Here is a 17,188-nt window from a genome sequence, read left to right as displayed (position 1 = left end):
AATCAGCACTTCCATTATAAGCGATTCAGGAGTAGTATGGAATGTGTCACTTCTTGTTCACATTTTTTGCCGCAAACGGTATAAAAGCTTGTCGAAACATCGAAAATAGGCATAGCGTTTTTTGTTGACGCTCCCGATATGCGGGAGTACAATGGTAAATGGTTTTGACGAAGCGGTGACAAGCTTTAATTTGAGGGGGGAACTAGTTTCAATGTTTAAAAATTCTTACTTTTCACGGAAGCTGCATTCATTGCTTGGTGTTATTCCGGTCGGCTTCTTCCTGATCGAGCACCTGCTGACGAACTACAAGGCGTTCAGCGGCGGACATGCGGCTTTTTTGGATCAAGTGTTCTGGCTGCATGAGCTGCCGCTCGTGCTGCTGCTGGAAATTGTCGGCATTTGGATTCCGCTCGCCTATCACGCTATCTACGGCTTGTATGTGGCTTATACGGCGCGCAACAACGTGTCCAACTACGGCTATTTCCGCAACCAAATGTTTTTCTTGCAGCGCGTAACCGGTGTCATTACGTTCTTGTTCGTGGCCTTCCACTTCTTCCAAACGCGTCTGCAAATCTCGTTCGGCAACGTGGAGCAAGCGGCGATTGGCGTTCACATGCATGGGATCGCTACCAACACTATTTACTTCATTATGTACTGTATTGGCATCGTTGCGGCCGTGTTCCACTTCAGCAACGGCATGTGGTCTTTCCTCGTCAGCTGGGGAATTACCGTGGGGCCGCGCGCGCAGCGAGTTTCGACTTACGTGTGGATGGCCGTGTTCGTGGTGATGTCCGTCATGTTTATTTTGTCCTTGACGGCATTTATGAATCCGGATTTCAGTCAGCTGCCGAAAATGGCGAAAGGTTAAGGGGGAGGGACGATCATGGCGAATTCAAAAATCATCGTTGTCGGTGGAGGCTTGGCCGGTTTGATGGCCACCATCAAAGCGGCAGAGGCTGGAGTTCACGTCGACCTGTTCTCCTTGGTGCCGGTTAAACGTTCCCACTCCGTGTGCGCGCAAGGCGGCATCAACGGAGCGGTGAATACGAAAGGGGAAGGCGACTCCCCGTGGGAACACTTTGACGATACGGTTTACGGCGGAGACTTTCTGGCCAACCAGCCGCCGGTTAAAGCGATGTGTGAAGCGGCGCCGGGCATCATCCACTTGATGGATCGGATGGGCGTTATGTTCAACCGTACGCCGGAAGGACTTCTCGATTTCCGCCGTTTCGGGGGAACGAAGCATCACCGTACGGCATTTGCCGGTGCGACGACAGGCCAACAGCTGCTGTATGCGCTTGACGAGCAAGTACGCCGCTGGGAAACGGCAGGTCTGGTCAAGAAATACGAGCATTGGGAATTCCTGGGCGCGGTGCTCGACGACGACGGGGTATGCCGCGGGATTGCCGGACAAGACCTGCGCAGCATGGAAGTCAACACCTTCAAGGCCGATGCGGTTATTTTGGCGACAGGCGGTCCTGGGATCATCTTCGGTAAAACGACGAACTCGGTTATCAATACGGGGACGGCGGCCAGTGCGGTATATCAACAAGGCGTTTATTACGCGAACGGCGAGTTCATTCAGATTCACCCGACGGCGATTCCGGGCGACGACAAGCTTCGTCTCATGTCCGAATCCGCACGGGGTGAAGGCGGACGCGTATGGACTTATAAAGACGGCAAGCCGTGGTACTTCCTTGAAGAAAAATATCCGGCTTACGGAAACCTGGTGCCGCGCGATATCGCGACACGGGAAATTTTTTCTGTCTGCGTCGATATGAAGCTCGGCGTGAACGGCGAGAACATGGTGTACCTCGACCTGTCGCACAAAGATCCGAAGGAGCTTGACGTCAAGCTCGGCGGGATCATCGAGATCTATGAGAAATTCATGGGCGACGATCCGCGCAAAATTCCGATGAAGATTTTCCCTGCCGTGCACTACTCGATGGGCGGCATGTGGGTTGACTATAACCAAATGACGAATATTCCGGGGCTGTTCGCCTGTGGCGAGTGCGAGTACCAGTACCATGGCGCCAACCGTCTGGGTGCGAACTCGCTGCTTTCCGCGATCTACGGCGGTATGATCACCGGTCCGAAGGCCATTGAATATATCAAAGGCTTGGATAAGCTTGCTGAAGACGTTTCGTCAACGGTGTACGACCGTTACCAAAAGCAGCAAACGGACAAATACGAAAGCATCTTGAAAATGAACGGTACCGAGAATGCTTACGTGCTTCATAAAGAGCTGGGCGAGTGGATGACGAACAACATGACTGTCGTGCGCTACAACAAGCAGCTCCAGCAAACGCTCGACAAAATCAACGAGTTGAAGCAGCGCTACAAAAACATCAACATCAACGACTCGGCCCGTTTCAACAACCCGGGTGTGGCATTCACCCGCCAGCTGTGGAACATGCTTGAGCTATCTCACGCGATGACGCTCGGCGCTCTGCTTCGCGACGAAAGCCGCGGCGCGCACTACAAGCCGGAGTTCCCGGATCGTAACGACGAGCAGTTCCTGAAAACGACGAAGGCGAAATGGACGCCGGACGGTCCGCAAATCGATTGGGAAGACGTTGACGTATCGCTGATCGAACCGAGAAAGCGTGACTACACGACCGACAAGAAGAAGGGAGGTCATTAATCATGGCCGAAGCAACTGCAGCAGCGAATAAAAAGGTCAAGTTCATCGTAACGCGTCAGGATTCTGCGGAAAGCAAACCGTACACGGAAGAGTTCGAGGTTCCTTACCGTCCGAATATGAACGTGATCAGTGCGTTGATGGAGATTCAGCGGAACCCGGTGAACGCGAGCGGCAATAAAACGACACCGGTCTGCTGGGAATCGAACTGTCTGGAAGAAGTGTGCGGCGCCTGCTCGATGGTCATTAACGGCAAGCCGCGGCAAGCTTGCTCCGCGCTCGTCGACAAGCTGGAGCAGCCGATTCGCATCGCGCCGATGACGACATTCCCGGTCGTTCGCGACCTGGTGATCAACCGTGAGCGCATGTTTGCCGCTCTGAAGAAGGTTAAAGCATGGATTCCGATCGACGGTACGTACGACCTCGGTCCGGGACCGCGGATGGCCGAGTCCAAGCGTCAATGGGCCTATGAACTGTCCAAGTGCATGACCTGCGGCGTATGTCTTGAGTCCTGCCCGAACGTGAACGACAAAACGACGTTTATCGGTCCGGCTGCCGTTTCGCAAGTGCGTTTGTTCAACGCGCATCCAACAGGCGAGATGAACGCTCACGAGCGTCTGGAAGCTTTGATGGAGGACGGCGGCATCGAAGGCTGCGGTAACTCGCAGAACTGCGTACGTTCCTGTCCGAAAGGCATTCCGCTCACTACGTCGATCGCGGCGATGAACCTCGATACGACGAAGCATTTGTTCAAGAAATGGCTTAGCGTGTAATCATACTTGTAATAAAAGTCTCCCTTGTTATGATAACAGGGGAGATTTTTTATGTTTTGGGAATAGGCAGTTTAGATCATCTTTTTCCAATTTATGTCCTTGTCGAAATTTGTAAATAGAAGTATATTAATACAAGGTATAATCAGGAGAAATTGTTAAGATAGCCATTGTGGGAGCGCGGTTGCATTGGTCGATTTTATATTGTTCATGGTTTTTTCGATAATGGAAACAATGGCGATGTATTATTTGATGTTCCGTTTGTTCAAGTTCGATATGTACCCGGCTTCGATTATATTTGCGAGCGCGGTGGCGTCGTTTATTTCGTATACGATACGAATTAAGTATGACTTTTCTTCTATCGACATTATTATACAAATTATATTAATGTTTATGTTTGTCTGGCTTCTTTTCAGAGTAAATGCGTTTTATGCAGGGATTATGACGAGTACCACCTATCTTTCATATGTTTTATTACAAATGCTGTATTATTCCATTATGAAGAACATTGGTTTTTTTGATGCACGGGCCCCCTTTTTTAACGAGTATGGGACTTACATGCTGCAAGTGATTACGGCTTCTACCGCCTGGGCGCTAGGATTTTGGATAAAAGCAAAGCGGAAAGGTTTTGATTTTGTCCCGCACTCTCCATTCGGACTTGTTAAAATGAATAAAATCAATGTCTCGCTTCTCAGCTTAAATGTTTTAGGTTTTTTCGGGCTGGCGGCTATTTTTTATTCTTTTCTGTTAAATAAAAGCTTGCAGTTGATTTATTTGTCCATGATTCTAACTTTGATCATGTACTTGATTTTATATTTATCATATAAAAAGGATCGTAGTGATGAATAACGGGCCTGCAAACTCAATCGCGACTTGGATAAAAAATGCTAATCCTGAAAAGACCGCTAGTATCGAAGTAATGGAATATGCTCTATCTATTGTAATAAATACTGTACTTATCGTTAGCATGTCATTAATAATTGGATTTATTAGTGATGAATTAATTGAAACCGCCGTAACCTTATTTTCATTTGCTTTGTTGAGATTTTTTTCTGGCGGCATGCATTTGAAGTCTAGCTTCGGGTGTATAGCAACATCGATTCTTGTATGTTCAGTAATACCTCATCTTCCTGAGTTAAGTGCTAACTGGATCTTCGTGGTTACTTTTGTTTCGATTTTGCTGCTTCTTTTTTTCGCTCCTCATATCGATAGGGAGACCGAAATCAAAAAGAGTTTCCGGCCCTTTTTAAAATGGTTTTCTGTTGTCATTGTTTGCTCCAATTTTATACTTTGCTCGTCCATTCTTGCAGTAATCTTTTTGGTTCAAAGCTTGACGGTTATCCCTGAAGCAAGGAGGTGAGTTTCTCATGAAAAAACGGTTTGCACAAGGAGCTTCCCTAGTATTGTCAGCTTGTGCAGCATTTTTTTTCATTACTTTAAAACCATTTGCTTTCAGTCCCAAAGCCCCGAAAGAACTGGTCGACAAATAAGTATGAGTTTGGAGTTGGATTTACAATGCGAGTGCTTCGGGAGGACGGTTCGGGTTACGAACTTGACGACGATGAGATCGTTTTTTTCACCACTCATAATAATGTCATCAGCGTACATACCCGCACTGAACGATATATCGTTCCGACGACGCTCGACCAGTTGAGCAAAGCGTATCAAGATTTGTCGTTCGATAAGGTGGATCGATCTTATAGCGTAAGAATGGACCGGATCGCAGGTTACCATGCTGTTCGTAAGGCGGTTTATTTCGAGGAGGAAACGACGGAGAACACGAAATATGCTCCCGTTTCCGAGCCCAATATGAAAAAAGTGTTAAAGCATTTGGAAGAGAAAAAAGACCAACCTTGAAAGGCTAGTCTTTTTTCGGCAGTGCTCCGGAGATCGATTGACACCGGTTATGGTGGATGCGCTGATGAACGATGTCTTGCAGCAGATGCATGAACATCCAGCTGATGGAAGCGAACTTGCTTCGCTCTGTCGGGAAATCGTCAAAGTAGGCCTTCAAATGGCGTCCTACGCCCTTGACCTTCGACATATTCACGACATTGGAGCCATCAAGCTGCCAGAAGTCTTCAATATGATTTTCCAGATCGTCCAAATCCGCGATAGCCCGGTATTCTCCGTGTAAAGTATGGAAAATAAGCCTTCCGGACTTATCCTTTTCGGTATAAAGAACATCGCTATGGAGATCGATAACGGCGAGTCTGCTTTCTCCCGTTGGCAAAGTTTGAATAACCGACATGGGCGATTTCATGGAGGCTCTCCTTTTGTGTACTTTTTAACAAAAAAATAGATACTAAATAATGGTTAACCATGGAATTGTTTACTGAAAAGGATAACATAGATTTAGTAATTTTTTTACATTGGTTTAAAATTTAAATCCTCTATTGACAAAATAAGCCAACCGTATCTATAAAATTCCGTTGACGAATCGGTAGGATAGAATGTAAAATAGACATTAATTTAAACGTTTAAATTATATTGAAGAATTGGAGTGCCGGTTATGAGCAAAAAACGCCAAATCACGATCGTAGATCTGGCAGAGGCTGCCGGCGTATCGATTGCTACGGTGTCGAATGTGCTGAATCGCCGGAATGTGCCGATGTCGGCGGAGACGATTCGGAAGGTGGAAGCGGCGGCAGAGCTTCTCGGTTACCGCCGCAATGTGATGGCTGCCAGCCTCAGCAGCAAAAAGTCTTACGAGCTGGGGATGCTCGTACCGAGCTTCGGCGGGTATTACGGGCGTTTTGCCGAAGAGATGCAGCGGACCGCTCATCAGTACGGGTACCATCTGTCGGTATTTTCGGCGGCGGGGTTCGACCCGGAGATCGAGAAGCGTCACCTGGATGTGCTGCTGCAGCGCAGGGTAGACGGGTTGTTTTGCCACGGGTTGGCGATGTCTCAGGAAGCTACCAGACAGATCGTATCGGATGGCACCCCGTTGGTCCTGTTTAACGCATGGGGGTGGCCGAGCGACATCGCGGCCGGCGCGGTCAATCTCGATTTTCTGGAAGGCTGCGATACGATCGTGCGGCATTTGTACGAGCAGGGCAGCCGGAAGATGGTTTACTTGGCGAAAGCAAAGTCGCTCGGAACGGACCGGCAGCGCCGGATCGGCTTCCGCAATGGGCTGGACCGGCTTCCGGAATCGATCCCGTCCGCGATCGTAGAGATGGATGACGGGCTCACGATGGATGAAGCGGTGGAACAGGTGCTTGCTTTTTCGGAGGGGGTACGGCCGATCGGAGTGATGGGATTCGACGATAATGTGGCGTTGGCGTTCATGTTTGCCGTGCTGCGTCATGGCTACAAAGTTCCGCAGGACGTGCAGATCGTCGGGGTCAATAACGATCCGTTCACATCGGTCTGCTATCCGTCGATGACGACGATGAACATTCCTTACGACAAGCAGGCCCGACTGGCCATCCGGTTAATGCTGGAGCAGCTCGGGGAGATCGAGACGATGGTGCGGATCGATGGGAATTCCGATCAAGTCGAGATTACCGATGCGCACGAGGTTCGCGTTCCGATGCAGCTTGTCCCGCGCATGTCCAGCCAGTGGGTCTGACGACGGGCTTCATCGGCCTCCGGGCCCTACATAGACGACAACCAGAAAAAAGGAGCTTGATCCTCATGAGTTTATGGCAAAAAGCGATTGAAGACGCGGTTCAAAAAACAAAAGCCAACATCGGCAAATTCGGCGGCCTGTTTCCTCATGTCAGCGAGAACGGAAAATATATCTTAAACGATAATTGCGATTGGACGGAAGGCTTCTGGTCCGGGATGCTGTGGCTTTGTTATGAGCATACCAAGGACGAGGCGTTCCGCGAAGCGGCCGTTCAGACAGTCGAAAGCTTTAAGAAACGGCTCGAAGCCCATCGGGTGCTGGACCATCACGATATCGGGTTCTTGTACTCGCTTTCCGCCAAAGCGCAATGGATTATCGAGCGGGACCCGGCTGGCAAGCAACTGGCGCTGGAAGCGGCCAATGTGATGATGCGGCGTTGGCGGCCGAAAGGCCGTTACATCCAAGCGTGGGGGCCGGAAGGCGACCCGGAGAACGGCGGACGCATCATCATCGACTGCATGATGAACCTGCCTTTGCTGTACTGGGCTTACGAGCAGACGGGGAACAAGGAGTACTTGGACGTAGCGGTTACGCACGCCGACAAATCTCGGCGTTTCCTGGTCCGCGGGGACGATTCGTCTTACCATACGTTTTACTTCGACCAAGAAACGGGCGAGTCGCTTCGCGGGGGGACGCATCAAGGCTACCGCGATGCCTCTACATGGACCCGGGGTCAAGCTTGGGGCATCTACGGGTTCGCCTTGTCTTACCGGTATACAAAAAATCCGCTGTATCTGGAAACGTCCCGCCGTATGGCGCGTTATTTCCTGGAGCGGCTGCCGGAAGACGATGTGGTGTACTGGGACTTCGATGCGCCGGTCACCCCGGAGACGAAACGCGACAGCTCCGCGTCCGCGATCGCCTCGGCCGGGCTTGTTGAGCTTCTGTCTCATTTGAACGTCGAGGATGGCGACCGGGCCTTCCTGGAGGACGGGCTGCACCGTTCGATGAAATCGCTGGTGGAGAATTATTCCACGATCGGACAGCCGGATGCGGAAGGGCTGCTGGAGCACGGTTCGTACAGCGTGCGCGGTGGGTCGGCGCCGGACGATTATATGATTTGGGGCGATTATTACTACCTCGAAGCGCTGCTGCGTATGGAAAATGGCATCACGGGCTATTGGTACGAAAGAAGCTAGGATGAATGTAAAGCTCCCTTACGATTCGATCCGCTTAGGATGACGTAAGGGAGTTTTTTTAGCGTGAAGGGGGAGGCCATTTGGGGAAAAGATAGCAGCATTTTGAAATGGTAGCGATTACAATTTTGTTACACAAATGAAATATTCCTGTTACGTATTTAACATGTTGGGGGTGTAATATAATAAGCAAGACCCCCTTTTTAATATATAAACCTTTTGAAGACTCGCCCCGTTGGCGGGTCTCTTTTTTTTGTTTAGGGGCGGAAATGCCTAGATATATAAGGGTTTTTAGGTACGTGAACTTAGCGGAAATCGTTATTGGGGACGAATTGGGGACACCTGTGCAGAATGATTGAATTGGTGAGCAATTTGTTTCTTTTTCTTTTTAGTTACATGGACATAAATATGAGCGGTAATCCTGGAGTTAGAATGGCGTAAACGCTCTTGAATGGACTTTATATCTTCTCCTGCCTCAAAGAGAAGTGAACCCGAGGTATGACGTAATCATGCAATCGTATTTGTCTCAGACCGCTTTTCTGTAGATATTTGTTCCAGCGGTTCGTGGGTCTCCCTGGGTAAAGAGGTTCGCCAAATCCCCTATGAAAAATATATTTATTTTCTCCACCGCGCCATAAAGTACCTCGGTGCTCCTTTTCTTCATCCCATATCTGGCGGTAAGCTTTCAATTCATTCATGTACCATTCAGGCATATCGATCTCATCTTCAGAATCATTTTTGTTGTGTCTACAATCTTAGATACAGAGATGCTTTTATTTATGCTGATGGTGTTCTCTTCAAAATTCAGATCTGACCACTGGACCGCAATTAATTCGCCTCGACGAAACCCACCGATCAAGCAGCCAAGAAAGTACAAACGCCACTTTGAAGGTTCTTTATTCAGAGTAGTATCTAATAATTGGGCTTCTTCATCGTCATAAAACTTTGCTTTATTTTTCTCAGCCGTTGGTCGCTTTACGCCATCCAGTGGGTTTGAAGGGATCATCTTCTACTCGAAAGCCCTATCAAAAACACACTTTATAACTTTATAGATATATAGAACTGCACTTGAGGAAAGCGTGTCCCCTTTACCATCTTTAGGAAATGAAAAGTTTATTTTCTAAAAATCTATTAATATTTATATTACAACACTTACATTATGAGTAATTTAATGTTATTATTTTACTGTAATTCAAATTATTAAGATGTAGGAGTGATTAAAGTGAAAATTTTGAAAAAGGTTTGTATGGTTTCGGCACTTGCATGCTTGGCTTTTGCAGTGCCTGTTAGTGCTGCGGATGTGAATGTTCCGGCAAGTTTCGCCGATAAAACACCTGAGACAAGCAATATCATTTCACTCGCCAGTGATCCTAGCGGGAGTTATACTCTTAAACCGTGGGAAACTCAATCATTTTACTGGTTATCGCCTACTAGCAATAGAACGCTCACATTTGAAGCGAATCAACAGGGTGTACTCGGTGGTATTCCGTATTTAAAATATCAGCATTACATTTACAAAAATGGGAACTGGGAACTTTTAAAGGAATATTATGCTTCGGGAAATGGGGTACGCAGTGAAATTTTGGGGAGTGACTCATCAACGTTTTATCGTCTCGATGTTACAAATGTCATGTACTATTCTGGCACTACCGATGTCAAGCTCAATATCCAATTTTATTTCTCAAACTAAGAATATAGCTGCATGATGCATCCGGCTTAGGGCCGGACAATTGAGCATTCCCCCACTAGCTTAGCTGGTGGGGATTTTCATTTGTTATGAAGCGAAAATTATTATCTATTTCGCATGTGCCAAGAAGGAGCAAGCCATTTCATAAAGCTGCGTACTGGTTTCGGAATAAGGAGATGTAGGTTATTAGCAATTAAATGAAAGGGAGTGTATTTCATGGTTAAAAGAAGCGCGGCAATCTTAGCATTATGTTCATTGATGGCTCTATCGGCTTTATCTATGGATGCTCAAGCTGCAAGTGCGTCTCAAGCGGCTCCATCCTCCAGTGTTCAGCTGGAACCGCCATTTTCAAATGCGTTCCCAACCCAATGGGTTATGGTCGGATCTCCTATTCCTGAAGGATGGGTTATTACCAAAGTGGGAGGAAACATGATCGAAATTACGAATGTCAAGAGTGCCACTTATGGCCGTGAAATTTGGGTGATGTTGGGCTCGCCCATTCCTCAAGGATGGGTAATTATTAGGCCAACAGGAAACATGAATTTAATCAAGTTTTTGGGATGATTTGATGCTATTATTATAAATCGGCATAGTTAGAGAACGAGAAGTAGACCGTTACCTTTACTTTATCAGGGACGGTCTATTTTTTTATGTAACCTTTTCCGTATTTGAAAGATCTAATTATTGAACAGAGAGAAGAAGATTGCAAAAGGGATCGTTTTTTATGGAAAGGTGGCTGTATTGGTGGATTTGAAAGAAGACTACGTCCTCAAAGCGCAAGCAGGGGATAGCGAAGCATTCATCGATCTGATGAAGGAATTGGAGCTACCCCTTGTATCGAATGGCCTGGGCGGTCGTCAAGCAGGAGGCAGATTGTGCCGATGTCGTGCAAGAGGCGATACTGAAAGCGTACAAATCTCTGCATACGTTAAAAGATCCTGCTTTTTTCAAGACGTGGATCTACCGGATTTTGATAAACGAGTGCAATAAACTGCTGAAGAAGCGGATGCTGTTGATGACGGGCGACGAGCTTCCCAGCCGCCCTTCGGGTATGGCGGATTATGAAAATATCGATTTGCGGGAGATGGTGGACCATCTGGAGGAGAACCTGCAAATCGTCATTGTCCTGCATTATTTTCAAGATCTACCGCTCTCCGAAATAGCCGACGTGCTCGGGATATCGACGGGAGCGGTGAAGACCCGCCTGCACAGGGCAAGAAAGCAGTTATTATCTTGGTTAGAAAACGGTACGGAAAGGAAGATGAGCTGTGGCGCACAATGAGCTGGACAAAAACTTGATCGAATGAAGGAATAAGCTTCCCGACCATATCACGGCAACGATGCGTTCCCGTTTGGATGAAACGTATAGGATGATCCGTGAAATGGAGAAGCAAATGGACAAGCTTCCCAGTGAAACAATAAAAAAGCGGAAGCCGCTTCGGAAAGGGTTGGTCATTGCCGTTGCCGCAGCCATTCTGGGATTATTGATCCTGAGTCCCGTACTGATCTCCCCGACGATGGCCGAGTCATTGAACAAATTGCCGATCGTGGGGAACATTTTCAATCTTGCAGGGGATTTCGGGCTGCAGAAGGCCGAAGAGGAGGGCCTTACGACGACCGTAAATGAAAGTGCAAGCCATGACGGCTTCACCATAACGGCTACGAAGGTGTCCTATGACGGAATACGAATTGCAATGGAGTTGACAAGAACGGCCCCGGAGGGTACCGAAGGCGCGCTATATCATTTGCGTTCGATCATGAATGATACGGCGAAGAAGGGTTCTTTTGATAATATTCAGGTTTGGTTGCCTTCCGGTCATTATGGCAGCCTTAGCTTGGGAACGAACCTAGTCACAGAGCCTTCCGAATCCGTGCTTGTGGAGCTTAACGATTTATCGGGGGATATTCCGGATCAATTCGATTTGACGGTAAAGATGGGGCTGCGAGGGTATAAACGGCCGTTTGAATTAAAAGTGCCGGTCGTCAAAATGGCCGGACACACCGTACTCACATCCGAAGAGACGAAAATCTATAAGGGTGAGATTTGGAAAATAGCCGCCAAAATTGACATCTCGCTTATCACAACCCATCTCGTTGTTAACATCGCGGACAAGCACCTTCAGAGAAGAAATGGGGTTTGATCTCGCGGATCACGAGGGGAATGTACTGGAATCTCACGGCGGGCATGTATACCCTCTCGAAGGCGAAGCCGCTAAAAGCTACGACGCTTTCCCGACCAGGCCGAAATCAATAACGGTCAAGCCGTATTTGGATAGGGGCATGCAAGGGAAACAATATATCCCTGAACTGGAGTTTGTCGTACCGGTGCCCGAGAATCCTGAAGACGGAAGCAAATGATTTAAAACAAGGCCGATCCGCTAAGGACCGGCCTTTGTTTGCTCTTAGCAGCAGCGCGAAACTTTGCCGCCTTTGGCGTTGTAGCGGGCTTCCTGCGCCTCGCGGAAAAACTCCTCCCGCGTCTGGATCGGCTCGCCCGGATGGTATTCCTTCCGGTGCTCGACATACCGCTCATAGTTCGGCACCCCGACGAGCAAGTCGAGGAACTGCCTGCGGTACTTGAGGACATCCTTGACCGCCTCAAACATACTTCGGCACCTCCCGGACGCCGTCTGCGCCGCGCGCCACGTAAGGCGCTTCGCTCAGCCCGACGGGCAGGCCCTTCAGCACGCGGTACCAAGTCCGCAGCGATACGAGGAGTATGGCAAGCACGATGATCATAAACACGCCGCATAAGATCGCATCCACGTAATCGTTCGTGATGATCTGCTGCATTTGCGCGGCGGTTTTGGCCGGAGCGATCAGCTTCCCGGCGTTCAGCGCGTCCTGATACTGCTGCGCGTGGGTCAGAAACCCGATTTTGGCGTCGGAGTGAAACAGCTTCTGCCAGCCGGCCGTCATCGTAATGGTGAGCAGCCAGACCGTCGGCACCAGCGTCACCCAGGCGTACGCTTTCTTGCCCATTTTCAGCAGGATGGTCGAGCCGAGAATAAGCGCCATGCCCGCCAGCATCTGGTTGGCGATCCCGAACAGCGCCCAGAGCGAGTTGATGCCGCCCAGCGGATCGATGACGCCTTGGTACAAGAAATAGCCCCAGCCGGCCACGCAAAGCGCCGTAGCGATGACGTTGCCGAGCGTCGATTCGGTATTGCCGAGCGGCTTGACGACGCTGCCGAGAATTTCTTGAATCATAAACCGGCCTACCCGGGTTCCGGCATCGATCGTCGTCAAGATAAACAAGGCCTCGAACAAGATGGCAAAATGATACCAGAACGCCATCAGCGCCTTGCCGCCGATGACCCCGGACAAAATATGCGCCATGCCGATCGCGAACGTCGGCGCGCCGCCGGTCCGCGAAAGAATCGTCGATTCGCCGACGTCCTTGGCCAAATTGGTCAGGTCGTCCGGCGTAATCGTAAAGCCCCATGACGTCAGCGTGGCCGCCGCTTTCACCGCATCGGTGCCGATGGCGGCAGCCGGGGAGTTAATGGCGAAGTAGGCGCCCGGCGTAATGACGCAGGCGGCGATCAGCGCCATGATGGCGACGAACGATTCCATCAGCATCGCGCCATAGCCGATCGGCCGGGCGTGCGTCTCCCGCTCCAGCATTTTCGGCGTCGTGCCGGACGAAATCAGCGCATGGAAGCCGGAGACCGCGCCGCACGCAATCGTAATGAACAGGAACGGGAACAGGTTGCCGGCGAAGACCGGGCCCGTGCCGTCGATAAACTTGGTCGTGGCCGGCATCGCGAGATCCGGCATGACGAACAGGATGCCGAGCGCCAGCCCTACGATCGTCCCGATTTTCAGAAACGTGCTCAAGTAATCGCGTGGAGCCAGCAGCAGCCAAACCGGCAGCGCGGAGGCGATAAAGCCGTAAGCGATCAGCATGATCGCAATCGTCTCGCCGCTGAACGTAAACATGCCGGCGAGCACCGGGCTTTCGGCCACGTACTTGCCCCCTACGAGAGAGCCTAGAAGCAGCACCAGCCCGATCAGCGAAGCTTCGGCGACCCGTCCGGGGCGAATAAACCGCATGTAAATTCCCATCACGACGGCGATGGGGATAGTGGCTGCGATGGTGAACATCCCCCATGGGCTGCCGACCAGCGCTTTGACGACAACGAGCGCCAGTACCGCAAGCAGAATTACCATGATGGCGAGAATGCCGATCATCGCGATTGCTCCTGCTACCGGGCCGATTTCGTCCTTGATCATTTCTCCGAGCGATTTGCCGCCCCGTCTCGTCGAGGCGAATAAGATGACGAAGTCCTGCACGGCTCCGCCGAGAATAACGCCGATCACGATCCAGAGCGTGCCGGGCAAATAGCCCATCTGCGCCGCAAGCACCGGGCCGACGAGCGGCCCTGCGCCGGCGATCGCGGCGAAGTGATGCCCGAACAATACCCATTTGTTCGTCGGCACGTAATCTTTGCCGTCATTGTTGATTTCGGCCGGCGTCTTGCGGTTGTCGTCCAAGCCGAGCACTTTGCGGGCCAGGAATCTACTGTAGAAGCGGTAAGCGACGGCATAACATGAAACGGCGGCGACAATCAGCCAGACGGCGTTGACCGATTCCCCGCGGTTCAGTGCAATCGTCGCGAAACCGAAGGCGCCGAGTACCGATACGAGTCCCCATAAACCTATGGATTTCAAGCTTTTAGCCATGCGGTTCCCTCCACCTGTGAATTGCTTCCATCTTGGCAGCGTTTGCAAACAAGTATAATCGCTCTTTTGCCCGAGGGAAACCGCTTGGATCGTATGATGTCCGGAACCCGGTTTAAGATGTCAGATTTCCAGTTTCAAACGCAGCTCCTTCACATAATTCCGGCTGACGGGAACGCGGCTCCGCGCCGCATCGTCCATCCGTACGTCGTAAGCCCCGTTGACCCACGACTTCAATTCCGAGATCGCTTCCAGCCGGACCAGGTAGCTTTTATGACAGCGGAAAAACCCGAACGGCGCCAGCTTCTGCTCCAGCTCTTGCAAGGTATACGAGACCTCGTAAGCTTTGTCGGCCGTATGGATTTGAACCCGCTTGCCCTCCTTGCTGATATAAACGATCTGTTTCGGCGATATGTACTTGATGCCGTCGTCCAATTCAAGCGCCAGCTTCACGCAGACGTTTCCTGCCACGGGCTTGCGCAAATCCGGCGCAAGGCTCTTCTCCGCGGCCAGCCGCAGTTCCCGAAAGACCGCGCCCAGATCGTCCTCGTCATACGGCTTCAATACGTAATGAAACGCGCGCAGCTTGAAGGCGTCGATCGCATAATGATCGTAAGCGGTAGAAAAGACGATTTTGACCCTCGGGTCGAGCTCTCCTACGATTTGCGCCACCTGCAATCCGTTGAGGTCCGGCATCTGCATATCGAGAAACAGTACGTCCGGGGTCTGCTCCTTGACCTTGCGGATCGCGTCCATTCCGCCGACCGCCTGTGTCACCTGTGACACGTCGGCGATCTGCTCCAGCAAATAGGCCAGCTCCTCCCGGGAAGGCGCTTCATCGTCGGCAATCACCACATTCCAACCCATTTTTGTCACCTCACCCAAAAGCTAACTTTCGTGCCTTTCCCCGGTGCGCTATCGATCTGCAGCGTCTTCTCCGTACCGTAATGATAGCTGAGCCGCTGGACGATGTTGAGCAGCGCGACGCCCGCATGCTCGTCCGCCGCCCCTGCCACGCCCAGGCACATACCTGTGCCGTTGTCCTCCACCGTGATCCGGGCGCGGTATTGTCCGCCGTACGCCTCCTGCTTCACGCCGAGGCGAATGATGCCGGGTCTGCCGATGTTTTGGAGCCCGTGGACAATCGCATTTTCTACCAGCGGCTGAATCGTAAACGGAGGAATACGGCAGTCCAGCGCTGCTTCGTCAATATCCGTCACAAACTCCAGCTGATCGCCGAGCCGCGCCTTGGTCAAGCTCAGGTAGGACGTAACAAGCTCAAGCTCGTCGCGGACCGAGACCAGCGTTTTGCTGCTGCCGTTCATATTTTTGCGGAGAAATTTGGACAGGTGCGTGATGAGCTGCCGCGCTTCCTCCGGCTTCGTGCGGATGAACGATTTGACCGTATTCAATACGTTGAATAAAAAGTGCGGGTTCATCTGCGCCTGCAGCGAGCGGATTTCGGCATCGGCCAACAGCTGTCCCTGCCGCTCTGCCTCCACGAAAGCATACTGCTGCGAAATAAGCCTCGCCAGCGTTGTCATCATCCGCCGCCGGGACGGGGAATCCTCCTGCTTCCGCTCGTAAAACAACCGGAAGCGGCCAATCAGCTTCTTATTTTGCATTTCCATCGGCAGATCGACCCAATACGGCGTCTTGCGGCCTTCTTTGACCCATTCCATATCGTCTTTGTAAAAGTAAGCGCCGACGGCCTTCGTCTCCTCATGCAGCGTTCTCGCAACCTCCCGGACCGCCCGGTCAAAATCCAACCGCCACAGCGGCATCGTGAGATCGGCGATGTGGAGCGCTTTGCGCGCGTGCTCCGTCCCGATCCGGTCCTCCTCGCTTTCCATCGTATGATACACGATGAAAAACAAGGATATCCCAATCCCGTTCGCAACTACCTGCGGAATCCCGATCAGCGCGACCAACCCGAACGCCTCGTTCCATGGTTTTGCCAGCAGCAGGATCAATGCCATCTGGACCGCTTCTGCGATCAGACCGACGGCAAACGCCGGCTTGGCCGAAGTCGCATGCCGGAACCTCCGTTTGACGGCGTTGCGGCACAATCCCGCGAGGATACCTTGAGCGATGGGCGCCAGCATGCAGGCGACAGCGACGAAGCCGCCGAGGCTGTACCGGTGCAGGCCGGCAATGATGCCGACGACCAGCCCGCTCTTCACCCCGCCGAGCAGTCCGGCGATGACGACGCCGATCGACCGCGAGTTGGCGATGGCGGCCGTGGGGGAGACTTCGCCGATCCATGGCGCTGGCTGGTACGAATACGGGGTCACGGTTACCCCGGAATACGTGCCGAGAATCGCATACAGGCTGAAAAAGACAACGAAGCGCCACGGATGAGCCTGCTCCCCTTGGTAGCTCATGTAGCTTCGCATCCATCGGCTCCGAGAGAAGACGAACGCCAGCGCAATCAGGAAGCCGACGCGTTCGAGCATATCGACAAAAAGATGTAGCATCCTTACACATCCGTTTTAGAAGAATCTCGGTATTTGTTGTCTATTATATCGTATTTGCTGCGCATTGAATGCCGGGTTGATGAAAAAATGGGGTTATTTTGAAAATAATGTATTTCTTTTTTTGTTATAATAGAGTAGTTTCGGTTTTCCGGAGAGG

19 protein-coding genes and 1 pseudogene are annotated in these 17,188 nt (G+C 51.0%); 13 read left to right on the top strand and 7 right to left on the bottom strand.

Annotated features, from left to right (window positions below; all coding sequences use genetic code 11):
* Positions 1-211 precede the first annotated feature (211 nt).
* The 7 genes from KQX66_RS01850 (at position 212) to KQX66_RS01825 (ending at position 5,268) form a co-directional block, all read left to right on the top strand.
* Positions 212-868 (top strand): succinate dehydrogenase cytochrome b558 subunit, encoded by a 657-nt coding sequence (locus KQX66_RS01850; protein ID WP_216789039.1) that lies wholly within the window; start codon positions 212-214, stop codon positions 866-868.
* Between the two features lie 15 nt (positions 869-883).
* The gene (gene sdhA / locus KQX66_RS01845; protein ID WP_216789037.1) at positions 884-2,644 is read left to right on the top strand and encodes a succinate dehydrogenase flavoprotein subunit; all 1,761 of its coding nucleotides are present in this window, start codon (positions 884-886) and stop codon (positions 2,642-2,644) included.
* A gap of 2 nt (positions 2,645-2,646) precedes the next feature.
* Positions 2,647-3,414, top strand: a complete 768-nt coding sequence (sdhB, locus tag KQX66_RS01840; RefSeq protein ID WP_036679356.1) for a succinate dehydrogenase iron-sulfur subunit — start codon at positions 2,647-2,649, stop codon at positions 3,412-3,414.
* Positions 3,415-3,969: 555 nt separating this feature from the next.
* Positions 3,970-4,260 carry a hypothetical protein gene (locus tag KQX66_RS01835; RefSeq protein ID WP_216789035.1) on the top strand — a complete coding sequence of 97 codons (291 nt, stop codon included), beginning with the start codon at positions 3,970-3,972 and terminating at the stop codon, positions 4,258-4,260.
* Positions 4,253-4,771 (top strand): accessory gene regulator ArgB-like protein, encoded by a 519-nt coding sequence (locus KQX66_RS01830; RefSeq protein ID WP_216789032.1) that lies wholly within the window; start codon positions 4,253-4,255, stop codon positions 4,769-4,771. The genes KQX66_RS01835 and KQX66_RS01830 overlap by 8 nt, the downstream gene beginning before the upstream one ends.
* 7 nt (positions 4,772-4,778) lie before the next feature.
* On the top strand, positions 4,779-4,901 hold the full coding sequence (locus tag KQX66_RS37740) for a hypothetical protein (RefSeq protein ID WP_284439767.1): 123 nt from the start codon (positions 4,779-4,781) through the stop codon (positions 4,899-4,901).
* A gap of 25 nt (positions 4,902-4,926) precedes the next feature.
* On the top strand, positions 4,927-5,268 hold the full coding sequence (locus KQX66_RS01825) for a LytTR family DNA-binding domain-containing protein (protein WP_216789031.1): 342 nt from the start codon (positions 4,927-4,929) through the stop codon (positions 5,266-5,268).
* Positions 5,269-5,272: 4 nt separating this feature from the next.
* Here KQX66_RS01825 and KQX66_RS01820 read toward each other — a convergent pair whose 3' ends face one another.
* On the bottom strand, positions 5,273-5,674 hold the full coding sequence (locus KQX66_RS01820; RefSeq protein WP_216789029.1) for a LytTR family transcriptional regulator DNA-binding domain-containing protein: 402 nt from the start codon (positions 5,672-5,674) through the stop codon (positions 5,273-5,275).
* Positions 5,675-5,923: 249 nt separating this feature from the next.
* Between KQX66_RS01820 and KQX66_RS01815 the strand changes: the two genes are divergently transcribed.
* Positions 5,924-6,988: a LacI family DNA-binding transcriptional regulator gene (locus KQX66_RS01815; RefSeq protein WP_216789026.1), complete on the top strand. Its 1,065-nt coding sequence runs from the start codon at positions 5,924-5,926 to the stop codon at positions 6,986-6,988.
* Positions 6,989-7,053: 65 nt separating this feature from the next.
* Positions 7,054-8,187 carry a glycoside hydrolase family 88 protein gene (locus KQX66_RS01810; protein WP_216789025.1) on the top strand — a complete coding sequence of 378 codons (1,134 nt, stop codon included), beginning with the start codon at positions 7,054-7,056 and terminating at the stop codon, positions 8,185-8,187.
* Between the two features lie 315 nt (positions 8,188-8,502).
* Here KQX66_RS01810 and KQX66_RS01805 read toward each other — a convergent pair.
* Both KQX66_RS01805 and KQX66_RS01800 read right to left on the bottom strand, forming a co-directional pair.
* A pseudogene (locus KQX66_RS01805) lies at positions 8,503-8,679 on the bottom strand (hypothetical protein); the annotation flags it as partial.
* 199 nt (positions 8,680-8,878) lie between these two features.
* Positions 8,879-9,190: a site-specific integrase gene (locus KQX66_RS01800; protein WP_216789023.1), complete on the bottom strand. Its 312-nt coding sequence runs from the start codon at positions 9,188-9,190 to the stop codon at positions 8,879-8,881.
* Between the two features lie 216 nt (positions 9,191-9,406).
* Between KQX66_RS01800 and KQX66_RS01795 the strand changes: the two genes are divergently transcribed.
* The 4 genes from KQX66_RS01795 (at position 9,407) to KQX66_RS01780 (ending at position 12,012) form a co-directional block, all read left to right on the top strand.
* On the top strand, positions 9,407-9,874 hold the full coding sequence (locus KQX66_RS01795) for a hypothetical protein (RefSeq protein ID WP_216789021.1): 468 nt from the start codon (positions 9,407-9,409) through the stop codon (positions 9,872-9,874).
* 213 nt (positions 9,875-10,087) lie between these two features.
* Positions 10,088-10,435, top strand: a complete 348-nt coding sequence (locus tag KQX66_RS01790; protein WP_216789020.1) for a hypothetical protein — start codon at positions 10,088-10,090, stop codon at positions 10,433-10,435.
* 277 nt (positions 10,436-10,712) lie between these two features.
* Positions 10,713-11,153, top strand: a complete 441-nt coding sequence (locus KQX66_RS01785) for a sigma-70 family RNA polymerase sigma factor (protein WP_216789691.1) — start codon at positions 10,713-10,715, stop codon at positions 11,151-11,153.
* A 100-nt stretch (positions 11,154-11,253) separates the two neighbouring features.
* Positions 11,254-12,012, top strand: coding sequence for a DUF4179 domain-containing protein (locus tag KQX66_RS01780; RefSeq protein WP_216789019.1), 759 nt, complete (start codon positions 11,254-11,256; stop codon positions 12,010-12,012).
* A gap of 261 nt (positions 12,013-12,273) precedes the next feature.
* Here the strand turns inward: KQX66_RS01780 and KQX66_RS01775 are convergent, their stop codons facing one another.
* The 4 genes from KQX66_RS01775 to KQX66_RS01760 all read right to left on the bottom strand — a co-directional run bounded on the left by KQX66_RS01775 (position 12,274) and on the right by KQX66_RS01760 (position 17,031).
* Positions 12,274-12,477, bottom strand: a complete 204-nt coding sequence (locus KQX66_RS01775) for a YbdD/YjiX family protein (protein ID WP_216789017.1) — start codon at positions 12,475-12,477, stop codon at positions 12,274-12,276.
* Positions 12,470-14,557, bottom strand: coding sequence for a carbon starvation CstA family protein (locus KQX66_RS01770; RefSeq protein WP_216789015.1), 2,088 nt, complete (start codon positions 14,555-14,557; stop codon positions 12,470-12,472). Before KQX66_RS01770 ends, KQX66_RS01775 begins: the two co-directional genes overlap by 8 nt.
* Positions 14,558-14,677: 120 nt before the next feature.
* Positions 14,678-15,421, bottom strand: a complete 744-nt coding sequence (locus KQX66_RS01765; protein WP_216789012.1) for a LytR/AlgR family response regulator transcription factor — start codon at positions 15,419-15,421, stop codon at positions 14,678-14,680.
* A gap of 5 nt (positions 15,422-15,426) precedes the next feature.
* Positions 15,427-17,031, bottom strand: coding sequence for a LytS/YhcK type 5TM receptor domain-containing protein (locus KQX66_RS01760; protein WP_216789010.1), 1,605 nt, complete (start codon positions 17,029-17,031; stop codon positions 15,427-15,429).
* Positions 17,032-17,188: the final 157 nt, after the last annotated feature.

The sequence above is a fragment of the Paenibacillus oleatilyticus genome (genome assembly GCF_018998565.1).
GTDB lineage: Bacteria > Bacillota > Bacilli > Paenibacillales > NBRC-103111 > Paenibacillus_G > Paenibacillus_G oleatilyticus.
The sequence above is the reverse complement of the archived record's forward strand: the minus strand, read 5'-3'. Positions and strand labels throughout refer to the sequence as shown.

Bases quoted from the DNA above. Each gene is read 5' to 3' on its own strand.
- KQX66_RS01820 (WP_216789029.1), bottom strand. From the start codon at position 5,674: ATGAAATCGCCCATGTCGGTTATTCAAACTTTGCCAACGGGAGAAAGC.
- KQX66_RS01770 (WP_216789015.1), bottom strand. From the start codon at position 14,557: ATGGCTAAAAGCTTGAAATCCATAGGTTTATGGGGACTCGTATCGGTA.
- KQX66_RS01800 (WP_216789023.1), bottom strand. From the start codon at position 9,190: ATGATCCCTTCAAACCCACTGGATGGCGTAAAGCGACCAACGGCTGAG.
- KQX66_RS01775 (WP_216789017.1), bottom strand. From the start codon at position 12,477: ATGTTTGAGGCGGTCAAGGATGTCCTCAAGTACCGCAGGCAGTTCCTC.
- KQX66_RS01835 (WP_216789035.1), top strand. From the start codon at position 3,970: ATGCTGCAAGTGATTACGGCTTCTACCGCCTGGGCGCTAGGATTTTGG.
- sdhB (WP_036679356.1), top strand. From the start codon at position 2,647: ATGGCCGAAGCAACTGCAGCAGCGAATAAAAAGGTCAAGTTCATCGTA.
- KQX66_RS01830 (WP_216789032.1), top strand. From the start codon at position 4,253: ATGAATAACGGGCCTGCAAACTCAATCGCGACTTGGATAAAAAATGCT.
- KQX66_RS01810 (WP_216789025.1), top strand. From the start codon at position 7,054: ATGAGTTTATGGCAAAAAGCGATTGAAGACGCGGTTCAAAAAACAAAA.
- KQX66_RS01850 (WP_216789039.1), top strand. From the start codon at position 212: ATGTTTAAAAATTCTTACTTTTCACGGAAGCTGCATTCATTGCTTGGT.
- sdhA (WP_216789037.1), top strand. From the start codon at position 884: ATGGCGAATTCAAAAATCATCGTTGTCGGTGGAGGCTTGGCCGGTTTG.
- KQX66_RS01790 (WP_216789020.1), top strand. From the start codon at position 10,088: ATGGTTAAAAGAAGCGCGGCAATCTTAGCATTATGTTCATTGATGGCT.
- KQX66_RS01760 (WP_216789010.1), bottom strand. From the start codon at position 17,031: ATGCTACATCTTTTTGTCGATATGCTCGAACGCGTCGGCTTCCTGATT.
- KQX66_RS01765 (WP_216789012.1), bottom strand. From the start codon at position 15,421: ATGGGTTGGAATGTGGTGATTGCCGACGATGAAGCGCCTTCCCGGGAG.
- KQX66_RS01780 (WP_216789019.1), top strand. From the start codon at position 11,254: ATGGAGAAGCAAATGGACAAGCTTCCCAGTGAAACAATAAAAAAGCGG.
- KQX66_RS01785 (WP_216789691.1), top strand. From the start codon at position 10,713: ATGGCCTGGGCGGTCGTCAAGCAGGAGGCAGATTGTGCCGATGTCGTG.
- KQX66_RS01815 (WP_216789026.1), top strand. From the start codon at position 5,924: ATGAGCAAAAAACGCCAAATCACGATCGTAGATCTGGCAGAGGCTGCC.
- KQX66_RS37740 (WP_284439767.1), top strand. From the start codon at position 4,779: ATGAAAAAACGGTTTGCACAAGGAGCTTCCCTAGTATTGTCAGCTTGT.
- KQX66_RS01825 (WP_216789031.1), top strand. From the start codon at position 4,927: ATGCGAGTGCTTCGGGAGGACGGTTCGGGTTACGAACTTGACGACGAT.